At 38.4% G+C, this 26,707-nt stretch carries 22 protein-coding genes and 2 other annotated features; of the genes, 14 read left to right on the plus strand and 8 right to left on the minus strand.

The genetic code is table 11. From position 1 onward, the window contains the following. Positions 1-63: 63 nt before the first annotated feature. From QUF99_RS09365 to QUF99_RS09380, 4 genes are all read right to left on the minus strand, one after another. Positions 64-2,127, minus strand: coding sequence for an ATP-dependent helicase (locus tag QUF99_RS09365; RefSeq protein ID WP_289369679.1), 2,064 nt, complete (start codon positions 2,125-2,127; stop codon positions 64-66). Positions 2,128-2,228: 101 nt separating this feature from the next. Further along, positions 2,229-2,651: a GNAT family N-acetyltransferase gene (locus QUF99_RS09370; protein ID WP_289369681.1), complete on the minus strand. Its 423-nt coding sequence runs from the start codon at positions 2,649-2,651 to the stop codon at positions 2,229-2,231. A gap of 1 nt (position 2,652) precedes the next feature. Further along, positions 2,653-3,171 carry a YjcG family protein gene (locus QUF99_RS09375; RefSeq protein WP_289369684.1) on the minus strand — a complete coding sequence of 173 codons (519 nt, stop codon included), beginning with the start codon at positions 3,169-3,171 and terminating at the stop codon, positions 2,653-2,655. A gap of 93 nt (positions 3,172-3,264) precedes the next feature. Continuing rightward, entirely contained in the window at positions 3,265-3,996 is a 732-nt protein-coding gene (locus QUF99_RS09380; protein WP_289369685.1) for an alpha/beta hydrolase, read from the minus strand. Between the two features lie 221 nt (positions 3,997-4,217). Between QUF99_RS09380 and QUF99_RS09385 the strand changes: the two genes are divergently transcribed. Further along, positions 4,218-5,129: a DMT family transporter gene (locus QUF99_RS09385; protein WP_289369687.1), complete on the plus strand. Its 912-nt coding sequence runs from the start codon at positions 4,218-4,220 to the stop codon at positions 5,127-5,129. 366 nt (positions 5,130-5,495) lie between these two features. Here QUF99_RS09385 and QUF99_RS09390 read toward each other — a convergent pair whose 3' ends face one another. Further along, on the minus strand, positions 5,496-5,888 hold the full coding sequence (locus tag QUF99_RS09390; protein WP_289369688.1) for an Ig-like domain-containing protein: 393 nt from the start codon (positions 5,886-5,888) through the stop codon (positions 5,496-5,498). A 492-nt stretch (positions 5,889-6,380) separates the two neighbouring features. Beyond that, on the minus strand, positions 6,381-7,847 hold the full coding sequence (gene putP / locus QUF99_RS09395) for a sodium/proline symporter PutP (protein WP_289369689.1): 1,467 nt from the start codon (positions 7,845-7,847) through the stop codon (positions 6,381-6,383). A gap of 304 nt (positions 7,848-8,151) precedes the next feature. Further along, positions 8,152-8,390 (plus strand) — a binding site (T-box leader). A gap of 200 nt (positions 8,391-8,590) precedes the next feature. Continuing rightward, positions 8,591-8,833, plus strand: a binding site (T-box leader). A gap of 51 nt (positions 8,834-8,884) precedes the next feature. Between putP and trpE the strand changes: the two genes are divergently transcribed. The 10 genes from trpE to QUF99_RS09445 all read left to right on the plus strand — a co-directional run bounded on the left by trpE (position 8,885) and on the right by QUF99_RS09445 (position 19,490). Further along, entirely contained in the window at positions 8,885-10,303 is a 1,419-nt protein-coding gene (gene trpE, locus QUF99_RS09400; RefSeq protein ID WP_289369690.1) for an anthranilate synthase component I, read from the plus strand. Beyond that, complete coding sequence (locus tag QUF99_RS09405) at positions 10,300-10,887, plus strand: anthranilate synthase component II (protein WP_289369691.1); 588 nt, start codon at positions 10,300-10,302, stop codon at positions 10,885-10,887. The genes trpE and QUF99_RS09405 overlap by 4 nt, the downstream gene beginning before the upstream one ends. Continuing rightward, positions 10,884-11,909, plus strand: a complete 1,026-nt coding sequence (gene trpD / locus QUF99_RS09410) for an anthranilate phosphoribosyltransferase (RefSeq protein WP_289369692.1) — start codon at positions 10,884-10,886, stop codon at positions 11,907-11,909. Before QUF99_RS09405 ends, trpD begins: the two co-directional genes overlap by 4 nt. Then, positions 11,910-12,671 (plus strand): indole-3-glycerol phosphate synthase TrpC, encoded by a 762-nt coding sequence (trpC, locus tag QUF99_RS09415; protein WP_289369693.1) that lies wholly within the window; start codon positions 11,910-11,912, stop codon positions 12,669-12,671. Further along, entirely contained in the window at positions 12,668-13,276 is a 609-nt protein-coding gene (locus QUF99_RS09420) for a phosphoribosylanthranilate isomerase (RefSeq protein WP_289369695.1), read from the plus strand. The genes trpC and QUF99_RS09420 overlap by 4 nt, the downstream gene beginning before the upstream one ends. A gap of 2 nt (positions 13,277-13,278) precedes the next feature. After that, the gene (gene trpB, locus QUF99_RS09425; RefSeq protein WP_289369696.1) at positions 13,279-14,472 is read left to right on the plus strand and encodes a tryptophan synthase subunit beta; all 1,194 of its coding nucleotides are present in this window, start codon (positions 13,279-13,281) and stop codon (positions 14,470-14,472) included. A 3-nt stretch (positions 14,473-14,475) separates the two neighbouring features. Next, positions 14,476-15,252 (plus strand): tryptophan synthase subunit alpha, encoded by a 777-nt coding sequence (gene trpA / locus QUF99_RS09430; RefSeq protein ID WP_289369698.1) that lies wholly within the window; start codon positions 14,476-14,478, stop codon positions 15,250-15,252. Between the two features lie 356 nt (positions 15,253-15,608). Further along, positions 15,609-17,105: an L-lactate permease gene (locus QUF99_RS09435; protein ID WP_289369699.1), complete on the plus strand. Its 1,497-nt coding sequence runs from the start codon at positions 15,609-15,611 to the stop codon at positions 17,103-17,105. Positions 17,106-17,442: 337 nt separating this feature from the next. Continuing rightward, the gene (gene iscB / locus QUF99_RS09440) at positions 17,443-18,690 is read left to right on the plus strand and encodes an RNA-guided endonuclease IscB (RefSeq protein ID WP_289368532.1); all 1,248 of its coding nucleotides are present in this window, start codon (positions 17,443-17,445) and stop codon (positions 18,688-18,690) included. Positions 18,691-18,803: 113 nt separating this feature from the next. Next, complete coding sequence (locus tag QUF99_RS09445) at positions 18,804-19,490, plus strand: DUF2278 family protein (RefSeq protein WP_289369701.1); 687 nt, start codon at positions 18,804-18,806, stop codon at positions 19,488-19,490. A gap of 16 nt (positions 19,491-19,506) precedes the next feature. On the opposite strand, the gene QUF99_RS09450 is transcribed toward QUF99_RS09445, so the two are convergent. Next, positions 19,507-20,346 (minus strand): hypothetical protein, encoded by an 840-nt coding sequence (locus tag QUF99_RS09450; protein ID WP_289369703.1) that lies wholly within the window; start codon positions 20,344-20,346, stop codon positions 19,507-19,509. 794 nt (positions 20,347-21,140) lie between these two features. Between QUF99_RS09450 and QUF99_RS09455 the strand changes: the two genes are divergently transcribed. The 3 genes from QUF99_RS09455 (at position 21,141) to QUF99_RS09465 (ending at position 25,258) form a co-directional block, all read left to right on the plus strand. After that, the gene (locus QUF99_RS09455; RefSeq protein WP_289369704.1) at positions 21,141-21,956 is read left to right on the plus strand and encodes a zinc ribbon domain-containing protein; all 816 of its coding nucleotides are present in this window, start codon (positions 21,141-21,143) and stop codon (positions 21,954-21,956) included. An 18-nt stretch (positions 21,957-21,974) separates the two neighbouring features. Next, a complete protein-coding gene (locus QUF99_RS09460; protein WP_289369706.1) occupies positions 21,975-23,216 on the plus strand; it encodes a TcaA 3rd/4th domain-containing protein in 1,242 nt (413 codons plus the stop codon). 707 nt (positions 23,217-23,923) lie between these two features. Further along, positions 23,924-25,258 (plus strand): FAD-dependent oxidoreductase, encoded by a 1,335-nt coding sequence (locus QUF99_RS09465; protein WP_289369707.1) that lies wholly within the window; start codon positions 23,924-23,926, stop codon positions 25,256-25,258. An 81-nt stretch (positions 25,259-25,339) separates the two neighbouring features. Here QUF99_RS09465 and odhB read toward each other — a convergent pair whose 3' ends face one another. Beyond that, entirely contained in the window at positions 25,340-26,590 is a 1,251-nt protein-coding gene (gene odhB, locus QUF99_RS09470) for a 2-oxoglutarate dehydrogenase complex dihydrolipoyllysine-residue succinyltransferase (RefSeq protein ID WP_289369708.1), read from the minus strand. Positions 26,591-26,707 lie beyond the last annotated feature (117 nt).

Here is a 26,707-nt window from a genome sequence, read left to right on the forward strand (position 1 = left end):
CACCATATGTGAACTGCACCCCAATTGTTAGACACAACTAACAATTGGAGGTGCAGTTCAATGTTAAGGTGTTGACTTTTTTGGTAGATCTTTTTTTGCAATATATAAAAATCGTGATATATCTAATTTTTTTCCTCTGAAAAATTGGGGAGAGGAAATGTAGAGTTCTTCTTTTGCACGAGTGATGGCAACATACATAAGTCTTCTTTCTTCTTCCAATGCTTCAGAAGTGTCAGTCACGCGGTCATTTGCATCTTTTAAAGAAGAGGAATGCGGTAATATGCCATCGCTTGCCCCAAGCAGGAAGACACATGGAAATTCTAGTCCTTTTGCATTGTGTATCGACATGAGGGATACAGCATCTTTTTGAGGCATTGTTTTTAATGCTTCCATCTCTTTTTGGCTTTGAATCGCAGTGCTGACAAATTCTAAATAAGCAGGGATATCTGTAAAGCGATTTGCGGATTCCATTAGTTCCTCAAGCATTTCTTCCTGTATGTCTTTATGCATTGTAAAGGAAGAGCGGTCATTGCTTTGTAAGTACTCTAAATACTTTCCTTTTCCTTTAATAATTTCTTTTAATGCTTTTTTTGGCTCTAATTCTTTAAGAAATTTAATGAAATCAATCCGGTCGTTTATTTTTTTCACTTGAAATGGTTTTAAACTTGGATTGAGTAATAGGAAGTGAAGCAAGGAAGGGAATCTTCCTTCACCATATTTCCTCTGTTCACGTTCAATAAATGAAATACATTCATCACGACCGATATACATCGTTGGCAATATGCTCGAGAGTGATTCAATTCGGAATGGTTCAAAGGCTAAACGTAAATTGTCTAATACTGGTTTAATTAAGGAATGCTCATAAAACGATTGGCTTGCACCATGCTTAATAAAAGGGATTTTATGGATCGTAAGCTGATCAAGTAGAGAACGGCTTACAGAATGCGTACGATATAACAAACAAAAATCGCGATAGTTACGCTCGCCTCGTTCCACTTTCTCTTGTATGAGCTGTAAGATGCGATTTGCTTCTTCTAATGTTGTTTCCGGTCTTATATAGAATGGCTGAATTCCTTCTTCATGAACGGAATATAACTCTTTTTTGAAACGTTCTTGATTTAATTTAATGACCTCGTTACCGAGTCCAACGATAAATGGATTAGAACGATAATTCGTGTTCAGAGCAATAATCGTTGTATCCTCAAATTCTTTTGGGAAGGAGAGGATAATTTGGTGGCTTGCCCCGCGCCAGCCATATATAGCTTGATCGTCATCTCCCGCGATAAATAAATTATTTCGCGGCGAAGCTAATAGCTTCACAATCTCATATTGAGCATAGGATGTATCCTGAAATTCATCGACTTCGATATAGTGGAAGCGTTCTTGCAATTGTGTTAATAAAGGAATGTTATTTTCAAGCATATAAAATGTTTCTAGTAAGATATCATCAAAGTCTATATAGCCATATTTTTGTTTTGCGTCTTCAAAGCGTTCATATACTTCGCGAAATTCCTGTTCAACTGGTGTTTTTGCTTGTACATCTTTTGGACGATTCAATTTGTTTTTTTCGAGCGAAATCATTGCGAGCATTGTTTCTGCATCGTAATCGTCTTTTAAGCGTAATTCCTTCAAAATTTTCTTTATCATAATTTGTTTATGTTTTTCGTTTGCTAAAATTTGCTGATTATATCCTTGACTGCGGAGCAATTTTAAAAAGACAGAATGAAATGTTCCTGCGACAACATAACGGCTTGCAGCATGATTCATTCCAGGTAAATTTGCCACGCGATTTCGGATTTCTTCAGCTGCTTTTTGTGTAAACGTAAGCAGTAAAATATTACGTGGATGAACGTTCTTTACATTGATTAAATAGCCGACGCGAGTCGTTAAAACGGACGTTTTCCCGCTGCCAGCTCCCGCTAATGTAAGAACAGGACCTTCCGTCGTTCGCACAGCTTCTAATTGTTTTTCATTTAAATAAACACCTTGATGTTCAAGGGCACGAAAATAAGTAGCATCCACATCTTTCTCTGGAATTAAATCGACAGAGGTTTTTGGAATATGATACGTCGCCTGTGGAACACTCGAATGTGTTAATGATTTTTGCGAAAATTTTTCTTGAGTCATAAATTCACCTTCAAAACTGTAGCATCAACTTTTAACTTTAGCGGAAGAAATGGAAAATAGCAATGTAAAAAACAGGAGGGGGTCACCTCCTGTTTTAGAGATTATAATTCTTTTATCATGACAACGTGGGGAATATCAGCTTCAATAAATATATCAGATACAGTGTGATATCCAAGTTTTTTATAAAAGGATTCCGCTTGTGTTTGTCCATGGAGTTTCAATTTGGATAGAGACTGTTCTTTCGCATATGCCTCAAGTGCATCCATAATGATTTTTCCAACGCCTTTTTTGCGATGAGAAGCGAGAACGCAGATGCGTTCTATTTTTCCTATTCCATCAACAGTGCGAAAGCGCCCTGCTCCAACAGGTACATCTTCATCATATATCACAACATGCTTTGCGATTTCTTCAAATTCGTCATATTCTTCTTCAGCAGATACATTTTGTTCCTCGACAAATACTTGTTTACGTACAGAAAATGCGTCTCTTAGTTGCTCGTCTGTTTGTACGATTTGTGCTTGCAAATTAATTGTTCTCCTTTCCAAGATGGAATGTTTCATATACTGTCCACGTTTCATTCTCTAATTGATAGAGAAGGTGGAAACGGTCGATTGGTTGTTCGTAGTAAAAGTCTTTCATACGTAAGCGACCTAATACATCAGCGTGCTCCGCATCTGATAGATTTTGTCCAATTGTTAAATGTGGTACGAATGCATACTCTCGCTCTTGCGGGAAAAATTCTTTATGCATTTCTTCGTTTAGAAATGTAAGTTCAGGTGTTTTTTCTACTTTAAAGTAAATAACATTATTAACAGGTGCAAATGAGCTTACTTTTCCAACATGAAGGGTGAAAGGATTTGTTTTGTTTGCGATTGTATGTAATTCTTGCACAATCGCTTCTAGTTGTCCATCTTGTGCCTCAAAGGGTGCTTTTAATGTGATATGTGGCGGAACTAATGCATAATGCGGATCATAACGCTTACGCAGTCCGTTTGCTTTATCTTGAATCATTTTTGATGGGAAAATTACAATGCCTAGTTTCATCTTTAAATTCCTCCCTTTGTAAGTCTAGTTAGATTGTTTGAAAAACAAATCTCTTTTTTTATTATATCAAATTATTCAGAATACTGCCTCTTGTTATTTCATTGATAGAATATGAGAAAATGCTTTTGGTAAATCTTTTTGCCAGTATTTCCAAGTATGGTTACCTTCAAATTCTTCGTAATGTGTTGTGAATTTTTTTTCTGTGAGCAATGCGTGTAATTCTCGGTTTGGCTGCACAAAATCAGAAGTTTGTCCGTCTGTTCGCTTTACGTCTGTTTCCTCTGTACCAATGATGTGATAAAGTTCTAATGTTTGTGGCTCTGTAAAATCTTTCGCTAGGCTGAGGACCGTTTCATCGACGAATGGTGATTGCATAACGACTTTCCCAAATGTATGCGGATACATGAGTGCGGTCATAAATGACACTGTACCGCCAAGAGAATCGCCAATTAATACACGGCCTTTTCCCATTTGGTATGTTGGATATTTCTCATCTATATATGGAACGAGTTCATGAGCAAGAAAGCGAATATAAGCTGCATTTTTTACGTCGTTTGGAAAATATTTTTCTTTACGATCGTGTACGTTTTTATATGGAATACCGACAATAATTGTTCGGTCAATTTCCTCATTTTCACGTAACTGTTCAATCACGCGATGTGCTTTACCAAGCTGAAAATAATCTCTTCCATCCTGCGCAATCACAATGGTGTGTTTATGCAGCGGAGTAAAATTAGCTGGTAAATAGACGAGAAGCGTAACTTCTTCTTGTAGTGATGTACTGTAAAATGAAAGTTCTTCTATTTTCCCCATTGCTTGATTCATATGTGTATCCCCCTAAATAAAAATATGCGATAACTGCCCGTAAGAGCACGATTGGTGAAGACTTTCTATCAGTGAGTGATAAAGAAAAATCGTACTGATGGAAGGTTCACTTTATATTTTACCATAATGGTACGAAGAATCTAAAAAATTAGTATTTAAGTGGATGAAGAAAGAAGCTATAATGAAGTGGGAATTTCACAGGGGAGAGGGGCGAAATAAATTTGAAACAAGAGAAATCAATTGCATTACCGTTAGCGATTTCTATTATAGCTATTTCATTTGCAGCTGTTTTCATAAAGATGTCCTCGGCGCCGTCTTCAATTTTAAGTATGTATCGGTTATGGATTATTGTGCTACTTATGCTTCCAATCGCTTGGAAAAAGCGGGAAGAGTTTCGCAAAATTCAAAAGCGAGATTGGGGATTTTTAATAGGGTCGGGATTCTTTTTGGCACTGCATTTTCTTTTATGGTTTGCTTCTTTAAAGTATACAACGGTTGCAAGCTCAACGATTATTTTAGCGCTCCAGCCAATCGTATCTTTAGTTGGAGGTTTTTTTCTGTTTAAAGAAAGAACTACTTATTCAGCAGTTGTCACAATGGGGATTGCAATCCTTGGCGTGATATGTATTGGGTGGGGAGATTTAGGGTTAAGTGAACAGGCAGTAATAGGGGATATCTTATCCTTTTTAAGTGTAATTGCAGTTGTTGGTTATTTATTTATTGGGCAAACAACAGTAAAAAAAGTTTCTCATTGGATTTATAGTTTTACTGTATTTGCATTTGCGGGTGTATTTATAGCAATTTATAATGTAGTACTTAGTGTGCCGTTTACGGGCTACTCTACAGGGGACTGGGGCATATTCGTTTTACTTGCAATTGTACCAACAGCTTCACATATGATTAACAATTGGTTATTAAATTATGTGAATGCGACAACGATTTCAATGAGTATTTTAGGAGAGCCTGTTGGAGCATCAATACTTGCATTTTTCTTGCTCGGTGAGAAATTAAATATCATGCAAGTGATTGGTAGCGTCCTTGTATTATGTGGTGTATTTATTTTCTTATTGCAGCAGCAAAAACGCGTGCAAAAAGAGCCAGTGAATCGTGCAGTATATACGCAAGATTTATAGATTATTAGTGGGCTGTTGGAAAAGACCAACAGCCTTTTTCTATATAAATACAAATTTAAAAAACGACATAAAACCCTTCTTTTTAGGTGGGAGAGAGCATCCGACCATGCATAGAAGCGGTCAGATCCTTTTCCAGCCCCAGACACAGTGAAAACAAAGAGAGAAAACGAGTGCAGGTCACCTCTTGTTATCCATAGCCACGGCTTATATGTCGAAAAATCAAAATGGACTTATATATAAATGCATTTTGAAAAACCGACATAAAATCCTTCTTTTTAGGTGGGGATCTTACTGTCCATAAAAGACCTGTTGGTGAGGGTTAATGATTAGTGGGTGATGAAGAAACCCACTAATCAAAGCTTCACTTTATTTAGGATTTGTGATAAATGGTTGGACATGGACGACGCATAAATCACGAAATTTTCCTTCTGCACTGGTTACGATAATGACGGATCGTCCAGCGCTTTTTCCAGTTACGATGGCTTGATTTTTTTTTGTGATAACTGTTGCAACTTTAGAGTTCATACTCATCCATAGGATTTCTTGATTTGTTGCTTGAATGGGTAGGACAGAAGCAGATAGTTCTGCGCTTTGTCCTACTTTTATTTTTACTTTTGGTTTTTGTATATGCACACCAATTACAGGTACAACAGAAGGAGTAAGTGAAATGTGAGGGTGGCTCGTTTGCATGTTTGGACAAGAAGTATTTGTGATAGGTGAAAATTTTTTGTGATTTTGGTGTTGTAGTGATGCCATCATTTATGAGTCTCCTTTCTGTTTTGTGAGTCTATACTCATACTATAACGAAGTAGTGTTATGATAAATTTAACGAAACATAAAGAAATTGTTAAGTTCAAAGAAAAAATTGTCGAAGGGTGAATAGAAGATAGGGAGAAGATAACTCAAAAGGACGATGAGTGACGACTATATAAAACCGATATAAAACCATTCTTTTTAGGTGGGAGAGAGCATCTGTCCATGCATAGAAGCGGTCAGATCCTTTTCCTGTCCCATGCCAAGTGGAAACAAAAAGAGAAAATGAGTGCAGGTCACCTTTTGTTATCCATAGCCGCGGCTTATATGTCGAAAAATCAAAATGGATTTATATAATTGGAGTTAGCTCTTTTTTTATAAATGTAAGTCATTTTTGCAATTGGCAGGAAGCAAAGGAGCAGGGAATAATGTTTGGAGAAAAAAAGAGGCCTCCCCCATATATTATTTTGGAGAGACCTCTTTCTTTTTTTACTCATATTATGCAGATTTTTCGAATTCCTCGAATTGTTTTTCAACTTCTTTTGAAGGTTTTGTTAGTAAACTCACGATAATAATTGCAAGTAAGCTTGCTGTAAAGCCAGGAATCATTTCATATAGGAAATCTTTTAAAAACTTAAATTGTGTCCATGTAATAACAGTTGTAGCACCGGCAATCATTCCCGCTAGCGCTCCCCATTTTGTCATACGTTTCCAGTATAAGCTTAGTAAAACGACAGGTCCAAATGAAGAACCAAAACCAGCCCAAGCGTAACCAACAAGTGCTAAAATCGTATCATTTTGTTTAAATGCTAATCCGCATCCAATGAGTGCAATAACAAGAACTGCCATACGACCGACAAATACAAGCTCGCGATCAGATGCAGAACGTTTAAAGAATGTTCGATATAAGTCTTCTGTTATCGCACTCGAAGTAACAAGAAGCTGAGAAGAGATTGTACTCATAATAGCTGCTAAAATAGCTGCTAATAAAAATCCAGTAATAAGTGGATGGAATAAAATGCTGCCTAGTGCAACGAAAATTGTTTCTGGATCAGAGAGCTTTAATCCCGCTTTTGAATAATAAGCGATACCGATAAGACCAGTAAACATAGCTCCTACCACAGAAAAAATCATCCAGCCCATACCAATTCGGCGAGCACTTTTTATTTCTTTTACAGATGAAATTGCCATAAAGCGTACGATAATATGAGGTTGTCCAGCATAACCAAGACCCCAAGCGAATAATGAAATAATACCTAATACGGAAGTACCTTTGAAAATATTTAATAATGCTGGGTCAATGGATCGAATGGTATCGAATGCTGGTCCAAGACCATTTACATTCATAATTGTTACAATTGGGACAAGGACAAGTGCAATTACCATAATGATTCCTTGAACGAAGTCTGTCCAGCTTACAGCTAAGAAACCGCCGAATAATGTATAAGCTACAACAACGCTTCCAACAATAAGTAGCCCAACATGATAATTTAAGCCAAATGAATTTTCGAATAATACAGCACCTGAGACGAATCCTGAAGCTACATAAAATGTAAAAAAGATCATAATAACAAGTCCAGAAACAAGACGTAGCATATGAGATGCATCATGGAAACGATGCTCTAAAAATTCTGGAATAGTAATAGAGTTGTTTGCAAGTTCTGAGTAGGTACGTAAGCGAGGAGCGACATAGATCCAGTTTGCGTAGGCACCGAGTGTTAAGCCAATCGCAATCCAGCTACTACTTAATCCAACACTAAACATTGCACCAGGTAACCCCATTAAAAGCCAGCCGCTCATATCAGCTGCCCCGGCACTTAATGCTGTTACTGCGGGGCCTAATGTACGCCCGCCAAGCATATAATCTGTTAAGTTGGATGTTCGCTTATAGGCAAAATAGCCAATGACTAACATCCCTAGCATGTAAATCGAGATAGAAATTAAAATCAAAATCTGCGTATTCATGTAGTTCCCCTTCCTTATAGTAGTGTCTTTTGGTGAATTGCATAATTATAATCTATCATGATTATTGCAGAAAATCCATATACAAATAAGAATTTTCTGAAATGTAAGCGTTTTTTGACAGTATATTATTTTTGGAATATATAATTTTCTGACAAGAAGGCTATATTTTAATAGAGTATTTATTATTTTTACATAAAAATAGGTTGTTTTGTCAATATAATATTGAATGTAGCAATAAATAAAAAAAATAAAAAAGTATTGACTTATAAAAAAAGAAGGGAATATAATAGGTGCAACTTAACAAATGCAAGCGTTGATGAAGAAGAGTACATATTATGAACATGACAGAGAACTGATGGTTGGTGCGAATCAGTATGGAATTAATATGGAATGGCCTTCGGAGCTTCCAAACCGAACCGAAAGAAGTAGGCTTTGGCGACATGATCTCATCGATATAAGAGACACGTATTGAATTGTGATACGGTAAAGTGCGTTACGGTTGTAACGAATTAAGGTGGCACCACGGGAGTACCCGTCCTTTTTATAGGATGAGTACTCCCTTTTTGTGTTTAAGTACTTGTTTAAAAAGGAGGATAAAGGGAGCCGAGCAGTTCGAGGCACGGAAGCCAGGAGGATACGGAGTGTAGATGGAACTACATGAGTACCGGACTGGCGACGTAACGAAGAAATAGGGCAGCTATCTTTACCGGACTTTTTGAACTTCCTCTATAAAAAATAAATAAGTAAAATCGTTGAGTAAGAAGAGTACGTATATTGGAGACGTTCCAGAGAGCCGGGGATAGGTGAGAGCCCGGTGCGGTGCCATATGCGGAATGGGCTTACGAGAGGCATGCTGAACAGGTAAGTATAAGTAGGCAGCCCGGGTTCCGCCGTTACAAGGATAGGGTATATATTTGTACCTGAACAAAGAGGGATGCTCTGCATCCAACAAGAGGTGGTACCACGGTAAATTTATCGTCCTCTGCATATTTCAATATGCAGGGGACTTTTTTATTTTCAATAGAGAGGTGAAAGTCATGATAACGAAAGAACAATTTATGATGCAAAAGCAACAAGGAAAAACATTTCTCGTGATTCAGGAAGAAGAAGGAGATAGTTTGACGCCAATTGCTTTATATCGCCGTATGAAGGGGAAGAAAAAATTTTTACTCGAAAGCTCGCAGCTGCATCAAGATAAAGGACGCTATTCTTACTTAGGATGTGACCCTTATGGAGAAATAAAAAGTGTTGGTAGAGCGGTAGAGATTACGATACATGGTGTGACGGAAAAGGTAGAAGAGCATGTATTACAGGTGCTGGAAAGGGTGCTTGCACCATCTCGAGTAGAAAGTCCATTTCCGTTTTGCGGAGGAGCAATTGGCTATATTGGCTATGATGTGATTCGGCAATATGAAGATATTGGAGAAGAGTTGTCTGACCCAGTAAATATTCCAGAAGTTCATGTACTACTTTACCGCATGTTTGTTGTCTATGATCATTTACGACAAAAACTATCATTTGTATATGTATGCAGGGAAGATGACATGGACTCCTATGAAGAGGTTTATGAACAGTTGCAAGCATATAAGCAGGATGTATTGAGCGGGGAAGAAGAGCACGTAAAAGAAACTCATGCTTCTTTATCATTTACATCTTCTGTAACAGAAGAAAAGTTTTGTGAGATGGTTGAACAAGCAAAGGAGTACATTCGAGCAGGTGATATCTTTCAAGTTGTATTATCACAGCGTTTGCAAAGTGAATTTACGGGTGAGCCATTTGCGCTCTATCGCCGGCTTCGGATTGCGAATCCATCGCCTTATATGTTTTACATTGATTTTCAAGATTATGTCGTACTTGGCTCCTCACCAGAAAGTTTACTTTCTGTACGAGATGAAAAAGTGATGACAAATCCGATTGCCGGAACAAGAGCGCGGGGAAAAACGAAAGAAGAGGATGACAAGATAGCGAAAGAGCTACTTACAAATGAGAAAGAGCGAGCAGAGCATATGATGCTTGTGGATTTAGGCCGAAATGATATCGGACGGGTGAGTGAAATCGGTTCGGTTCAATTAGATAAATATATGAAAGTTGAGAAGTATTCACATGTGATGCACATTGTATCTGAAGTTTCCGGAATATTAGGAAAACAAAAGAACAGCTTTGATGCATTAGCATATTGTTTACCGGCAGGAACGGTATCGGGAGCTCCGAAAATTAGGGCGATGGAAATTATAAATGGATTAGAAACGGAAAAAAGAAATGTGTATGCCGGGGCTGTCGGATATATCGCTTTCTCAGGGAATCTTGATATGGCACTCGCCATTCGAACGATGGTTGTAAAGAATCAGCAAGCATATGTGCAGGCAGGTGCTGGTATTGTGTATGATTCGAATCCAAATGCCGAATACGAAGAGACGTTAAATAAAGCGAGAGCACTTCTGGAGGTAATGCAATGATTGTACTCATTGATAACTATGATTCATTCACATATAACTTATATCAATTGTTAGGGGCTAGTGCAGAACAGATTGTAGTGCTACGTAACGATAAAGTGACGATCAAGGAGCTTGAGGAAATGAGGCCAGACGCGATTATTCTTTCGCCAGGACCTGGAAAACCAGAAGGTGCGGGGATTTGTATGGAAGTGATTCAACACTTTTATAAAACGATTCCGATTCTTGGCATTTGTCTTGGGCATCAAGCAATTGTTGCTGCATTTGGCGGAGAAATTGTGCAGGCAGCGCACATTAAGCACGGGAAAACATCGCTTGTGAAACATAACGGTACATCCATATTTTCATATGTAAAACAGCCATTAAGTGCGATGCGTTACCATTCGCTCGTAGCGAAACAACAAACGTTACCTAGTTGCTTTGATATATTAGCAACAGCGATGGATGACGGAGAAATTATGGCAGTTCGCCACAACTACTATCCGCTCTTTGGACTACAGTTTCACCCCGAATCGATTGCGACTGAAGAAGGCGGGAAATTAATACGTGCATTTTTATCCGATGTGAAAGAGGTGGAGAGAGTATGAATCGTTATCTTCGAAAATTAGTAGAGGGACAGGATTTAACAGAGTATGAAATGTATGAAGCGGGTCTTGCACTATTAGGTGAGGATATATTAGAAAGTGAAATTGCTGCCTTTTTAGCACTATTAAAAGCGAAGGGTGAAACGGCGGATGAAATATACGGCCTCGTTCGTGCTCTTCGGGAAAAAGCATTGCCATTCTCTAACCATATTCAAGGGGCGATGGACAATTGCGGAACAGGCGGAGACGGTGCACAAACATTTAATATTAGTACAACATCTGCTTTCGTACTTGCTGGTGCTGGCGTAAAGGTTGCGAAACATGGAAACCGCGCTGTTTCTAGTAAAACAGGGAGTGCCGATTTATTAGAGGAACTTGGGGTAAATATCGCATGTACACCAGCGCAAATTGATTTTTTATTAGAGAAAGTAGGCATTGCCTTTCTATTTGCACCCGCGATGCATCCGGCACTCAGACGCATTATGAAAATAAGAAAAGAATTAAATGTACCGACCATTTTTAATTTAATTGGACCACTTACAAATCCGATTGACCTTGAAACACAGTTCGTTGGTATTTATAAGCGAGATATGCTGCTGCCAGTAGCGCAAGTATTGCAAAAGCTTGGCAGAAAGCAAGCGCTTGTTGTGAATGGTAGTGGATTTTTAGATGAAGCATCTCTGCAAGGAGAAAATCATGTAGTGATTTTAAAAGATAATAAGATTATAGAAGTGAATGTTTCCCCAGAAGAGTATGGGTTTTCTCGGGTGAATAATGAAGCGATTAGAGGAGGAAATGCGAAAGAAAATGCAAACATTACATTGCAAGTGCTGCAAGGAGAAGACAGTGTATACCGCGATACGGTGTTATTAAATGCAGGTCTTGCCCTTTTTGCAAACGGAAAAGCAGCAACGATAGGGGAAGGAATTCGCATTGCAGCTCATAGCATTGATTCTGGAAAAGCGTTAGCTAAATTAAATCTGTTGATTGCTGCAAGTAACAAGAAGTTAGAGAGGGTGAATTAAATGGAAACTATTTTAGCAAAGATTGTGCAGCAGAAAAAGAAAGAAGTAGAGATATTGTATGAAACATACTCATCAGTAAAGCCAAATCGTACATCACACTCTCTTGTAGAGGCACTGCAGCAATTTACAGTTATCGCTGAGGTGAAGCGTGCTTCTCCATCTAAAGGAGATATCAATTTGCATGTGGATGTCGCAAAACAAGTGAAAACGTATGAACAGTGCGGCGCAGGAGCGATTTCTGTTTTAACAGATGAACAATTCTTTAAAGGAACATTTCGTGATTTAGAAACGGCAAGAGCACATGCTAATATTCCACTGTTATGTAAAGACTTTATCATCGATAGAATTCAGATTGACCGGGCTTATGAGGCGGGGGCTGATCTTATTTTACTTATCGTTGCAGCGTTGTCAAAGCAAAAATTAATAGAGCTATATGAACATGTAAATCAGCTTGGCTTAGAAGCGATTGTGGAAGTGCATAATGAGGCGGAGTTAGAAGTAGCGCTGACCCTACAACCACATGTAATCGGGATAAACAATCGCAATTTAAAAACATTTGAAGTAGATCTAGGGATAACGGAAAAGCTTGGGGAACGGTTAAACGAACAAAACGTGCCTTGGATTAGTGAGAGCGGCATTCATACAGGGGAGGATATCATTCGTGTAAAGCAAGCTGGTGCAAAAGGAATTCTTGTTGGAGAAGCATTGATGACAGCACCTTCTGCCTGCGATTTCTTTCAGTCGCTGAAGGTGACAACATGAAAGTAAAGATTTGCGGCATCACCGATGTCGAAACAGCAAAAATAGCCTGCGAATACGAGGCGGATGCAATCGGATTTGTTTTTGCAAAAAGTAAACGGGAAATTGCACCCGAGCGGGCAAAACAAATAATCGAGGAGCTTTCAGTGCATGTAATGAAAGTTGGCGTTTTCGTAAATGAATCGGTCGAAGTGATCCAGAAAATCGCAAAGGATTGTGGCTTAACACATGTACAGCTACATGGGGATGAACAAAATCATCATATTAAAAGATTGAATATTCCGTCTATAAAAGCGATTGGAGTAAATTCGAGCGGCGATATAGAAAGAGCACAAGACTATGAAGCTGATTATGTGTTATTTGATAGTCCAAAAGAAGCGTTTCATGGAGGGAATGGAAAAACATTTTCATGGCAGTTACTAGAGCATATGCCAAATGTAATACAGCAAAAATGTATATTAGCTGGTGGATTGCATCTTGAAAATATTACAAAAGCGATTGAAATGGTTAAGCCGTATATGGTGGATGTCAGCAGTGGTGTCGAAACAAATGGTAAAAAGGATATCGAGAAGATTAAGAGATTTATAACAAAAGCGAAGGAGTGTTAAACATGCAATATGCATATCCAGATGAAAAAGGTCATTACGGTATTTACGGAGGACGGTATGTTCCAGAAACGTTAATGCAGTCCGTTTTAGAATTAGAAGAAGCATATAAAGAAGCAATGCAAGATGAAGCGTTTCATCAAGAATTACAACATTATTTACAAACGTATGTTGGAAGAGAAACACCACTTTATTTTGCAGAGAATCTTACGAAGTATTGTGGCGGTGCCAAAATCTATTTAAAGCGGGAAGATTTAAATCATACAGGAGCTCATAAAATCAACAACACAATAGGGCAAGGGCTTCTGGCGGTGCGAATGGGTAAGAAAAAAGTTGTGGCAGAAACAGGGGCCGGTCAGCACGGCGTGGCGACAGCGACGGTATGCGCCTTACTTGGTTTAGAGTGCGTCATTTTCATGGGAGAAGAGGATGTGAAACGCCAAAAGTTAAACGTCTTTCGTATGGAACTATTAGGGGCGAAAGTTGAAAGCGTCGCAGCAGGTAGTGGAACGTTAAAAGATGCAGTAAACGAGGCGCTTCGTTACTGGGCTGCACATGTGCATGATACGCACTATATTATGGGATCTGTTCTTGGACCACATCCATTTCCGCAAATGGTGCGCGATTTCCAAAGTGTCATTGGTAAGGAAACGAAGAAGCAATATGAGGCGTTAGAAGGGAAATTACCGGAAGCTGTTGTAGCTTGCATCGGCGGCGGTAGCAATGCGATGGGAATGTTTTATCCATTTGTACGGGATGAAGCAGTTGCTCTTCACGGCGTGGAAGCAGCAGGTAAAGGGGTTCAGACAGAGAAGCATGCAGCAACATTAACGAAAGGCAGCGTTGGAATTCTGCACGGTTCAATGATGTATCTCTTGCAAAATGAAGAAGGGCAAATTCAAGAGGCACATTCCATTTCGGCAGGTCTCGATTACCCAGGAGTTGGACCGGAGCATAGCTTATTAAAAGATATTGGCCGTGTATCCTATCATTCTATAACAGATGAAGAGGCACTACATGCTTTTCAATTGCTAACGAAAAAAGAAGGAATTATACCAGCATTAGAAAGCTCACATGCTGTTGCGTATGCACTAAAGCTAGCGCCAAAGATGAATCAAGATGAGGGTCTCGTCATTTGTTTATCGGGCCGTGGTGACAAAGATGTTGAAAGCATAAAACATTATATGGAAGAGGTGTAAAGAATGGGAGTAGAAAGAATCACGGCAGCGTTTCAAAATGGAAAAAAAGCATTTATTCCGTATGTGATGGGGGGAGATGGCGGTTTACAAAGGTTGCAACAACAAATCCGTTTCTTAGATGAAGCAGGGGCAAGCATTGTTGAAATTGGGATTCCCTTTTCTGATCCGGTCGCAGATGGACCGACAATTCAGCGAGCAGGAAAACGAGCGTTAGAGAATGGGACGACGCTCGAAGGAATCTTTCAAGCGTTAGCGGAAGTGAGAAGAGAAGTACAAATTCCATTTGTACTCATGACATATTTGAATCCTATTTTAGCATTTGGAAAAGAGCGTTTTATAGGAAGTTGTCTTGAAGCAGGTGTTGATGGGATTATCGTTCCCGATCTACCATATGAAGAACAAGATATCATCGCACCGCTGCTTCGTGATGCAAATATTGCTTTGATCCCCCTTGTTACAATAACGAGTCCGATTGAACGGATTGAAAAGATTACGAGTGAGTCGCAAGGGTTTGTATATGCGGTAACAGTTGCGGGTGTCACTGGTGTTAGACGTGATTTCAATCAGGAATTGCATAGCTATTTAGAAAAGGTAAAAGCGCATGTACAGCTTCCAGTAGTTGCTGGATTCGGTATATCAACAACTGAGCAAATAAAGGAAATGATTGATGTATGTGACGGGGTTGTTGTTGGTAGTAAAGTTATCGAGCTTCTAGAAAAAGAAAGACAAGATGAAATTTGTGAGCTAATTGCTGCGGTGAAATATATAAATACAAATTAAAAAACCGACATAAACCCCTTCTTTTTAGGTGGGAGAGAGCATCCGGCCATGCATAGAAGCGGTCAGATCATTTTCCTGCCCCAGACACAGTGAAAATAAAGAGAGAAAACGAGTGCAGATCACCTTTTGTTATCCATAGCCGCGGCTATATGTCGAAAAATCAAAATGGATTTATATAGAGGAAAGAGGCTGCCTGTTAAGGGAGCCTCTTTCAATATATGAAATACATATTAACTTAATAGATTTTCGCCAAAACGTTTCCATAGATTTGGAAAACTGTTATAAAACCAATTGAATATTTTTCCATCTGATATATAATAGTTACAGTTGTATCTTTTAAGAAATGAGATGATGGTATGGCAGTATTGTTGGCTCTTATTCCGATTATGATGATTTTTATTTGCTTATTTGTATTTAGGCAAACATCGCTGAAAGCTTCATTAATTTCTTATGCTGTATGTTGTGGAATCGTTTTACTAATACCGATGTTTCACCTGCAAGCTGGAGAGGTTATGCATGCAACAATTAAAGGCGGCCTTATTTGTTTTATTGTCGGATATGTTTTGTTTTTTGGTATTTTTTTATTTCACCTTATGAATAAAATGGGGTATATCAAGCGAGTTGCACGTTTTATAGAACATGTTACACAGGATCGTTTGCTGCAAATGCTACTCATGTGTTTTGGAATTTGTCCTCTTATTGAATCGGTTAGCGGATTTGGAATTGGCTTTATGGTTGCCGCTCCTATTTTTCTTTCGCTCGGTTATAAACCGTTTCAAGCAGTCTTACTATCGTTTATCGGTTTATTGGCTAGTTCATGGGGAGCGATGGCAACCGGAACGATTATTGGGTCACAGCTTGTCGGTATGTCGCTCACAAAAATGGGGGCAGGGACAGCCCTATTAAGCATACCTTTCTTCGCTTATTTTATAATCCTATCTTTATATGTAATTGGCGGTTGGTCAGCAGTGATGCAAAAATGGAGAGAAGCGGCTGGATTTTTTCTATTATTCTCTTTATCCATCTATCTGTCTAATGCATATGTTAGCGTTGAATTAGCTGGGATTTTAAGCTCGATTGTAACAATCACGTTCGGTTTTATTATTATTAAAATGAAAGCGAAGCAAGGGAAGGAACTATACTCGGAACATGCAGCTACAGCACAGCAGGAAGTGTCCATTGTGAAAATTGTAAGTCCGTACTTATTTTTAACAGTGTGTATACTACTATCTCGTATGATTCCATCGTTTCATAGTATGCTGCAATCATACGCTGTGCTTGACTTGCCATCCTACTCTTACAAGCTAGAATTATTGTATTCACCAGGATTTTGGCTTGGGATTACGTGTTTATTTACCATTATTTTCTTCCGTGTTCCTTCTACTATAATAAAACAATCATTGTCTCAAACAGTGAAACAATGGATCCCATTTGCGATTACTACGACAATGTTTATTGCTATTTCGGAATTAATGGGTGCAGCAGGCATGCATTCATTGTTAGCGGAAGCAGCTGGGAATACATTTGGACTGATGTTTGTTTTTATTGCTCCGTTCATCGGTGCAATTGGTGGCTTTTTAACGGGAAGTAACGCCGGATCAAACGCCATGTTTATTAAACTACAAATGCAGACAGCGCAGAATGTGGGGCTTCCGTGGCAGTTTGTTACAACGCTGCAAAATACGAGTTCTTCTGTAGCAACAATTGCTTGCCCGTCACGGATTACACTTGGAGCATACTTATGCAACATTCCATTTCGGGAAAATGAATTGCTGAAAAAGACGACGCTTATAATTTTTGGGGCTGTGTTGATTGTAGTGGGAGAAGTGATTGTGTGGTATGTAATACAATGAAAAAATTGTAAAAAAATCCTCTGTTTTAGGAGGATTTTCTTTTGTTATGAGATAATTTGTAAAGTAGTAAGAGCTTCGAGTCAACTACCCACCACTTAAACGCTAACGCGTTTTGAAGTGGGGGCTTGTAAAGACCTTGGTTGTCTAGCCTCAGTCTTTTGTGGGCTACGTTCGTAGGTTGCATACCCAAGAATGATTCCCTAGTTCTTGGCTCTATGGTGGCTCCGTAACAGTTCTGGTTGGGAAGGAACGGTCAACCACAAGCCTTCTTTCATAAGAAGTTGCTAACACCTACAAACATTGGCGAAGGGAAACAAACTCTTAGGAGGGGCAAAACATGCGTGTATTTGTCAAGAATTTACGAGGAGAACCGCTCATGCCTTGCAGTACTCGTAAGGCACGGCTTCTTCTCAAACAGGGGAAAGCAAAAATTATAGGTTACACACCGTTTACCATTCAATTGCAATATGCGACTGGTGAAACAGTACAACCTGTTACAATCGGTGTCGATAGCGGTACAAAATATGTGGGGATCGCGATTACAACAGAGGAAAAAGTACTAGTGAAAGGAACCATTGAATTACGTCAGGATGTGAAAGAGAACCTTACTCTTAGAGCTACATTACGTAGAAGCCGAAGACAACGTAAAACCCGCTACCGAAAAGCACGTTTTCTCAATCGAAAAAAGAAAGAGGGCTGGCTTCCACCATCGATTCAAAGCCGAACCGATAACATCATTCATTGGACTGAAACATTCAAATCACTATTACCTTCACCAAAAATCATTGTAGAAGTCGGCAAGTTTGATGTACAAAAACTAAAGAACCCTGATATACAAGGGAAAGAATATCAACAAGGAGACGCATTTGGCTTTTGGAATATAAGATACTATGTATTTGCAAGAGACCATTATACATGTCAAATCTGTAAGAAAAAAGGTGGTATTTTACACACGCACCATATCATTGAGCGACATAAGGGTGGTTCAGATATGGTAGAGAACCTTGTAACGGTACATGAAGAATGTCATCAAAAATTCCACCAAGGAAAAATTAAACACATTTTTAAGAAACCAAAACAGTATAAAGAGACCGCCTTTATGAATATTTTGCGACTTCAAATCATGAAGCGTTTAGATTGTGAGATTACGTATGGGAGTTACACAACACCGAAGCGAAAAGAATTAAGGTTATCTAAAACACACTATAATGATGCCATTGCGATTACAAATCCGAAACAATTACGAGAATATTATCAAAGTGGTGAGTTTCGCATCAAGCAATTTAGAAAGAAAAAGCGTTCTCTTCATGAAGCAACTGCAAGAAAAGGAAGAAAAACGAAAAATAGAACAGCGAAAAGAAATAATAAAAATACACCGTACGTAGGCACAATGTATCTAGGTGATAAGGTGAAAGCGTTTGGACAAATAGGATTCGTGACAGGATTTACAGGGAAGGTGGTGTATGTGCAAGATTTGGACGGCCATTATATACAAAATCCTGCTAAATCTTATAAACAAGTGAATATATCAGATATTGAATGTATGCACCACAATCATAATTGGTTATTCTTACAAGTCAGTTAGGCGATGCCTAACCGAAATTCATCCCCACCTGATCGCTTGGCTATCGCCCGTCACGCGCTTGAAGATGGGGACTTCTTTCGGGAAGCACGTTAAATAAATAGGAGATGAATTATATGCCCTTAAAAAACTATGGAGTCTTAAAAGGTATAGCGCTACAATCTATGATAGGAAAAGGGAAAACACCTCATTATCAAGTTCATTTGCAAGGGGAAGCAGAAGTAGACTACCGTATTGCAATTAATGTCAAATCACAAAGTTATCCATCAGAAGTATTATATTTTGCAAGTGAGGATATTCAATCGGAAGCAATTACGATTTTGCCGACATTACCATTTGGTTTTACGGAAGTTAAAAATAACGAACCGAGGGTTGCATTAGATTATGTGAAGGGAAATTTATTTGATTCGAAACAGATGATCCCTTTACCACCTGAAAAATCAGGAGCTAACAATGATTTAAATGAAAAAATGGAACATTATATAAAAAGAGCAATACAGGAGAAGGCAATCATTTACGCGTTTGGAGAACGATGGGGTCCGGAAAATAATACTCCAGATTCATACTTTCATTTCAAACCTGGTAATGGCATACACGATATTCATATGAACCAAGGGAATGTGGAAAAGTGGGAAAATGATGATGGAACATGGCAAGATGGCGGGATATTGATTCACTTTGATAAAGAGCAGCAATGGGTTGGTATCTTTCTTGCATTTCAGTCGCAGTCTTGGTGTACAGATGAACAGGGGCACGCACGTATTCCTGTTGAACATTGTAATTATAAGACAGGGGATAAATAAGAATAATAGAAAACAGCTAGTTCATTTTAGAACTAGCCGTTTTTATTTTATAAAGAGTATAGCTGATTCCAACAGCAATACATGAAAATAATATTGCAACGCTAGAAAAAGCTAGTAAGTACGTATTGTATTTTACGATGTTTCCTATTAGCTTATCGCTGTTATAATGGAAAATTCCTGCTACCACATTGAAAAGAAGAAGGAACACAAATATTGTGATAAGCCCGTTTAATGCGCCTTCTATATCTGGTTTACTTAAGGAAATATGTGTAGAAATACAAATTGCTATAAAAAGAAAAAACCAAAAAGAAGGATTGAATAGGTTACTAGTAGTAAGAAGGCTTTTTAATAATATGAATGATGAGAAAAAGATATTTTGAATCATTTCACCATTTATATTTGATGCTTGGATGTTTGTTTCAAGATAACTCATAAATAATGAATAGGATTGCGGTGCTAAATAATACATGGAGAGTATTAATGCTGTAATCCCTGAGAAAATAGGAGCAATACCGATGAAAAAATTGCCTATTTTTTGATACATGCTTCTTGAATTATATTGGTGTTTTACATAGCCTAAATAACCGTTACTTGTATTGGTTGGGAACCACTGGATACCTATGATTTGATGTTTAAATAATACACACATAAAGGCATGTCCAAATTCGTGAATTGGAACACCAATCCACGCGGTTAAGAGAAAACCTTTTCGGCCAAAGGCTCTTATCCAGTACATTCGTGTAAGTGATTCTAAATAACCTAATAAAAAACCAACCAAAATGATGCTACCAATTAAAGAAAATAATTGTATAAAACTAGTAATGAATATGTTAAAAAGTGAGTTTGCAAATTCCATGATTTTCATCCTATCTATTTGGCTTTTATTGATGTCTATTTTTCTATGAAATACGAGTTTTGTAAAGTTTTTTTAATATTATCTATACCTATATAAATACAAATTAAAAAACTGACATAAACCCTTCTTTTTAGGTGGGAGAGAGGATCCGGCCATGCATAGAAGCAGCCAGATCCTTTTCCTACCCCATGACAAGCGAAAACAAAGAGAGAAAACGAGTGCAGGTCACCTTTTGTTATCCATAGCCGCGGCTTATATGCCGAAAAATCAAAATGGATGTATATATATAAATACAAATTAAAAAACTGACATAAAACCCTTCTTTTTAGGTGGGAGAGAGGATCCGGCCATGCATAGCCGCGGCCAGATCCTTTTCCTGCCCCATGACAAGCGAAAACAAAGAGAGAAAACGAGTGCAGGTCACCTTTTGTTATCCATAGCCGCGGCTTATATGCCGAAAAATCAAAATGGATGTATATATATAAATACAAATTAAAAAACTGACATAAAACCCTTCTTTTTAGATGGGAGAGAGAATCCGGCCATGCATAGAAGCGGCCAGATCCTTTTCCTGCCCCAGACATAGTGAAAACAAAGAGAGAAAACGAGTACAGGTCACCTTTTGTTATCTATAGCCGCGGCTTATATGCCGAAAAATCAAAATGGATATATATATGTGCTGGTATCAGCACATATAGGTATACAACCTTGTTTCTTATAGTCATGTTTCACTTACTAGTACATATATTGAATCTATAACGGCTTAGAAGATACATGCTAAAGGAGATGATAGGATGACGTGTCCAAATTGTAACACGGAGAACACGAGTGAAGCGAAATTTTGTGGTGGCTGTGGACATTCACTTACAGAGCCAGTTTTAGCGAATAGTCAAAGTGCAGAGCAGGGTGAAGAGCGAACGTACGAAGTGGCGGCACCAGTGCAAGAAAGGCGTTCGAATGAAACCGTAAATCAGGCGAAGCAATTTGCTAGCGGCTACTTTCAATTTTTTAAGAATGCGTTAAAATCTCCAACTGCAATTATGAAAAGTGGGCATATTGAAGTGAGGAATGGAATTACAAGCCTTGTCCTTATTTGTTTCTTATTTACTTGTATCTTTTATCGAATGATGAGTGCGACTGTATCAATTGCAACGGGTATTATGGGTGGAACAAGAGCTGGCTTTGCCCCTGAGGCAACACCATCCGTTTTTGGTGAATCATTTAAAGTCCTTTTATTTTTACTAATTTTATTTCTTTTTATAGGATTTATCGTTTTTTTAAGTGGCAAGTTGATGAAATCATCTTTTTCTTTTTTAGAAGCACTAGGCGTGTGGGGGACAGTTTCGACACCGGTTGTCGCTTTACTTGTTGTAGCGTTCTTATTTAGTTTTTTATTAATTTTTCTACTACCACTTTTTTTAGGTTTTGTCTTAATGTGTATGAGCGTCAGTACAATTGTTTCAATATTAAAGCTAGACCGCGGTGGATTAGACCCAGTTTATACATTGATTATCGCACATATTTTAATCACAATTGCAAGCTATATCGTGCTGGGGGCTTATATGAAAATGATTTTTGATACCTTATTGGGAGGCGTAACAAACTTCTAATGAAGGGTGGATGAATCGATGAATATTTGCACGAAGTGCGGTTTACAGTTAGATGATGGACAACAATTTTGTCAGAAGTGTGGTCATGGTGTATCAAATGAACCGGAACCATCTGTGCAAAAGGCAACGAGGATGAGCAAAGGAAAGAAAATATGGTTCGCGGTTTTAGCTATTTGTATCATTTGTATTGGCGGGGCATATTTATATGGAGCAAAATATTACTCGGTAGAAGCACAAATTGATAGAATGATTACCATTTTGCAAGAAAGAGATGCAGAAAAACTAATAGACGTTATCACAACAGATGATCCGCAGTTTTTCGTTGATGAAGAGACAGTGAAACCGCTCTTCAACTATATAAAAGAATACCCGTCTTATATTACTGATTTAAAAGCCTCGATTCAGCAGCAAAAGAAAAAACAAAATGAAGTGGAAAAAATAGACTTTGTGTTAACAAAAGATGGGAAGTATTTCTTTCTGTTTGATCGGTATAAATTGAAAGCAAAAACGTATTACGCTTCTCTGCTTACGGATGAAAAAGACGCGGTGCTAAAAATGAACGGAAAAGAGTTAGATAAAACAAACGATAAAATGTTTGAAAAGCAATATGGTCCTTTCTTTCCTGGTCTTCAAATATTTCAATCAGAGTATAAAAATGAGTACGTGAAGTTACAGCGTGAGGAAAAGGTTTTGCTTATGAAACAGAGTCAAAATAACGTAACGGTCGATTTAGCGTTAAAGGGTCACTATATTACGATTCAAACGAATGTAACGGGAGCCACATTGTATGCTAATCAAAAACCGATTACGACGTTAATGGGAGAAGAGATAAAATGGGGACCAGTGGCTACGGACGGGAGCGTTTCTATTTATTTAGAAAAAGATGGACCAAGCGGTAAAGAACGAACAAAGGTAGAAAATATAACGACTGGCCAATCGTATACACTCTCGTTTCAAAAAGAGCCTGAAAAACAGCCAGCGCCTTCTGAGTCAACACCGCCACAATATTCATATAATGATTTTTATTTTCGTGATAGCCACCTCCGTAAACTAACGAGTGCAGACTTACGGAATTTAACAAAAGGACAGCTGCGGATTGCGAGAAATGAGATATATGCTCGGCATGGGCATATCTTTGAATCAAAAGACATGCGTGCATACTTCTTAAAGCAATCCTGGTATCGAGAAAATCCGTATTATACCGGTGAGTTAAATGAAGTAGAGACGTATAATGCTGAGCTGATTAAAAGTATGGAGTAAGGCGCGCTATGAACTATATAAATACAAATGAAAAAACCGACATAAACCCCTTCTTTTTAGGTGGGAGAGAGCATCCGTTCATGCATAGAAGCGGTCAGATCCTTTTCCTGCCCCATACCAAGTGAAAACAAAGAGAGAAAACGAGTGCAGGTCACCTTTTGTTATACATAGCCTCGGCTATATGTCGAAAAATCAAAATGGATTTATATAGTAATATGGACTGAATGACATGTTTTTCATTCTTTTAGAAGTAAAAGGTACATCAACAATTATGATGATGTACCTTTTTGATTGTAACGGTTATATATAAATACAAATGAAAAAACCGACATAAACCCCTTCTTTTTAGGTGGGAGAGAGCATCCGTTCATGCATAGAAGCGGTCAGATCCTTTTCCTGCCTCATATTAAGTGAAAACAAAGAGAGAAAACAAGTGCAGGTCACCTTTTGTTATCCATAGCCGCGGCTTATATGTCGAAAAATCAAAATGGATTTATATAGCATATTGCCACTCTATCTCATTAGACACGCCACTTTATCTATCGCGTTTATATGGTGTTTGAAAATAATCCAACTTCTAGGTTCTTCATACAATTGCTTGTCTTTTTATTTTTTATAAAAGAGAAAAAACTTCATGAAGAAAAGGATTTATTTACGGAGAATTTGGATACGGTAAAACAGTAGAGAGTAAGCAAAGGAGTGGTTTGGTGAATTATGTAATTATCGGCGGGGATGCAGCTGGAATGAGTGCGGCCATGCAAATTGTTAGAAATGATAAAGAAGCAAAAGTTGTAACGTTAGAAAAAGGTGAAATATACTCATATGCACAGTGTGGTCTTCCGTATGCTATTAGCGGTAAGATTCCTTCTACAGAAAAATTAATTGCACGGGATGTTGAGACGTTTCGCAATAAATACGAGATTGATGCGAAAGTACATCATGAAGTGACACGGATTGATACAGAAAATAAAGTCGTACATGGAATCTTTGCAGAGACGGGGGAATCATTTCAATATGAATACGACCGCTTGTTAATTGCGACGGGAGTAAGACCTGTTATGCCAGATTGGGAAGGGAAGACTCTGAAAGGGATTCATCTTTTAAAAACAATTCCGCATGCAAAGCAAATTTTGGAGACTTTGCAAACGCATCATGTAGAGCAGGTAACGATTATTGGCGGCGGAGCCATTGGTCTTGAAATGGCTGAAACATTTGTGGAGCTTGGTAAAAAAGTACGAATGATTGAACGAAATGATCATATTGGTACAATTTATGATGCTGATATGGCAGGATACATACAGGAAGAAGCGCAGAAACATAACATTGAAATTATCACAAATGAAAATGTAAAAGCGTTTAAGGGGAATGGGAAAGTAGAATCGATTGAAACAGATAAAGGAACATACAAAACCGATTTTGTTTTAGTATCGGTTGGTGTACAGCCAAATACCGACTTTCTCGAAGGAACAACGATTCGTACAAATAAAAAAGGGGCAGTTGAAGTAAATGCCTATATGCAGACGAATGTAGAAGACATTTATGCCGCGGGAGATTGTGCAACGCATTATCATATCGTAAAAGAAATACAAGACCATATCCCGATCGGCACAACTGCGAATAAACAAGGACGTATTGCCGGGATGAATATGATTGATAAACGAAGAGCGTTTAAAGGTACTCTCGGAACTGGCATTATCAAATTTATGGGGCTCACATTAGCAAGAACAGGTTTAAATGAAAAAGAGGCAAGTGGATTAAAGCTACCATATAAAACGGTTAAAGTAGATTCTACAAACATGGCAGGTTATTATCCGAGTGCAAAACCATTACATGTAAAATTATTATATCGCTCGGACACAAAACAATTATTAGGTGGACAAGTGATTGGAGGAGAAGGCGTGGACAAACGAATCGATGTCATTGCCATGGCACTCTTTCATAAAATGAGTATTCATGATTTAGAAGATGTCGATTTAAGTTATGCACCGCCATACAATAGTGTATGGGATCCGATTCAACAAGCAGCACGAAGAGCGGAATAGAGGTCTTCGTAACTAGTAAAATGCCCTCCTTGAAATATTCAAGGAGGGCATTTGTATCTTCTGAATCTATTGTTTAAAGGATCAACCTTCTAGTAATAATGATTTTGGATCTTCAAGCATTTCTTTAACGGCAACAAGGAAGCTAACTGCTTCTTTTCCGTCTACGATACGGTGATCGTAAGATAGAGCAAGGTACATCATCGGACGGTTTTCCATGCGTTCTGCATCAATCGCAACTGGTCTTACTTGGATTTTATGCATACCGAGAATACCAACTTGTGGGCTGTTTAGGATTGGTGTTGACATAAGGGAACCGAACACGCCTCCGTTTGTAATTGTAAATGTGCCACCTTGTAGTTCTTTTAATGTAAGTTTGTTATCGCGAGCTTTTTTGCCAAGATTACGAATTTCACTCTCAATTTCAGCGAAGTTTAATTGGTTTGCATCACGTACAACAGGAACCACTAATCCATCTGGAGCTGCTACTGCAATTCCGATATCATAAAATTTCTTTAAGATAAGCTCGTCGCCTTGAATTTCAGCATTTAACAATGGGAATTGTTTTAATGCTGCAACAACTGCTTTTGTGAAGAATGACATAAAGCCAAGACGAACATCATGTTTCTTTTCAAACGCATCTTTACGTTCTTTACGTAGTGCCATGATTGCAGTCATATCAACTTCATTAAATGTTGTTAACATTGCAGAGGTTTGTTGAACTTCTACAAGACGTTTTGCAATTGTTTGACGGCGGCGGGACATTTTTACACGCTCAACTGGTTTTTCAAATTCAGTAGTTGCAGCTGGTTTAGGACTTGTTTTTTCTTGTTTTGGCTGTTCTTTTGGTGCAGCAGCATGTGCTTGGACATCATGCGGTCTTACTCGGCCAAGTGGATCCGTGCTGCGTACTTCATTTAAGTCAATTCCTAATTCTCTTGCCATTTTACGAGCAGCTGGTGATGCGATAGGGCGGTCTGTATTTGGAAGTCCTTGTAGTGCTTGTGGACTTTGAGTATTAGAAACCTCAGCTTTTGGTGCTTCAGTAACTTCTGGTTTTGGTTGTTCTTTTGGTGGAGCAGGTGTACTTACTGCAGTGCCGTTTGCATCTAAAATTGCAATTACGGAGCCAACTTCAACTGTATCCCCAGGCTCTCCTAATAGTTTTGATACAATACCTGAATCTTCTGCAATGATTTCTACATTGACTTTATCTGTTTCAAGCTCAACAACGCTGCCACCTTTCTCAATTTTGTCGCCTACATTGATAAGCCATTGTGAGATAGTTCCTTCTGAAATAGATTCTGCAAGCTCAGGTACTTTAATTTCGATCATTTTAAATGTCCTCCCCTTATTTGCCTAACGGTGTGTTTTGTCTTTTTCTCTTCGGTAATCTCCAGTTTTTCCAGCTTGATTGGGCAGACCCTTTTCAAAGAGTAGGAAGAGTTCTGC

It is taken from the genome of Bacillus sp. DX4.1 (assembly GCF_030348195.1).
GTDB lineage: Bacteria > Bacillota > Bacilli > Bacillales > Bacillaceae_G > Bacillus_A.

Excerpts from the sequence above, each read along its gene's own strand:
- QUF99_RS09365 (WP_289369679.1), bottom strand. The coding sequence starts at position 2,127 with ATGACTCAAGAAAAATTTTCGCAAAAATCATTAACACATTCGAGTGTT.
- QUF99_RS09375 (WP_289369684.1), bottom strand. The coding sequence starts at position 3,171 with ATGAAACTAGGCATTGTAATTTTCCCATCAAAAATGATTCAAGATAAA.
- QUF99_RS09380 (WP_289369685.1), bottom strand. The coding sequence starts at position 3,996 with ATGAATCAAGCAATGGGGAAAATAGAAGAACTTTCATTTTACAGTACA.
- QUF99_RS09390 (WP_289369688.1), bottom strand. The coding sequence starts at position 5,888 with ATGATGGCATCACTACAACACCAAAATCACAAAAAATTTTCACCTATC.
- putP (WP_289369689.1), bottom strand. The coding sequence starts at position 7,847 with ATGAATACGCAGATTTTGATTTTAATTTCTATCTCGATTTACATGCTA.
- trpE (WP_289369690.1), top strand. The coding sequence starts at position 8,885 with ATGATAACGAAAGAACAATTTATGATGCAAAAGCAACAAGGAAAAACA.
- QUF99_RS09405 (WP_289369691.1), top strand. The coding sequence starts at position 10,300 with ATGATTGTACTCATTGATAACTATGATTCATTCACATATAACTTATAT.
- trpD (WP_289369692.1), top strand. The coding sequence starts at position 10,884 with ATGAATCGTTATCTTCGAAAATTAGTAGAGGGACAGGATTTAACAGAG.
- trpC (WP_289369693.1), top strand. The coding sequence starts at position 11,910 with ATGGAAACTATTTTAGCAAAGATTGTGCAGCAGAAAAAGAAAGAAGTA.
- QUF99_RS09420 (WP_289369695.1), top strand. The coding sequence starts at position 12,668 with ATGAAAGTAAAGATTTGCGGCATCACCGATGTCGAAACAGCAAAAATA.
- trpB (WP_289369696.1), top strand. The coding sequence starts at position 13,279 with ATGCAATATGCATATCCAGATGAAAAAGGTCATTACGGTATTTACGGA.
- trpA (WP_289369698.1), top strand. The coding sequence starts at position 14,476 with ATGGGAGTAGAAAGAATCACGGCAGCGTTTCAAAATGGAAAAAAAGCA.
- QUF99_RS09435 (WP_289369699.1), top strand. The coding sequence starts at position 15,609 with ATGGCAGTATTGTTGGCTCTTATTCCGATTATGATGATTTTTATTTGC.
- iscB (WP_289368532.1), top strand. The coding sequence starts at position 17,443 with ATGCGTGTATTTGTCAAGAATTTACGAGGAGAACCGCTCATGCCTTGC.
- QUF99_RS09445 (WP_289369701.1), top strand. The coding sequence starts at position 18,804 with ATGCCCTTAAAAAACTATGGAGTCTTAAAAGGTATAGCGCTACAATCT.
- QUF99_RS09450 (WP_289369703.1), bottom strand. The coding sequence starts at position 20,346 with ATGGAATTTGCAAACTCACTTTTTAACATATTCATTACTAGTTTTATA.
- QUF99_RS09455 (WP_289369704.1), top strand. The coding sequence starts at position 21,141 with ATGACGTGTCCAAATTGTAACACGGAGAACACGAGTGAAGCGAAATTT.
- QUF99_RS09460 (WP_289369706.1), top strand. The coding sequence starts at position 21,975 with ATGAATATTTGCACGAAGTGCGGTTTACAGTTAGATGATGGACAACAA.
- odhB (WP_289369708.1), bottom strand. The coding sequence starts at position 26,590 with ATGATCGAAATTAAAGTACCTGAGCTTGCAGAATCTATTTCAGAAGGA.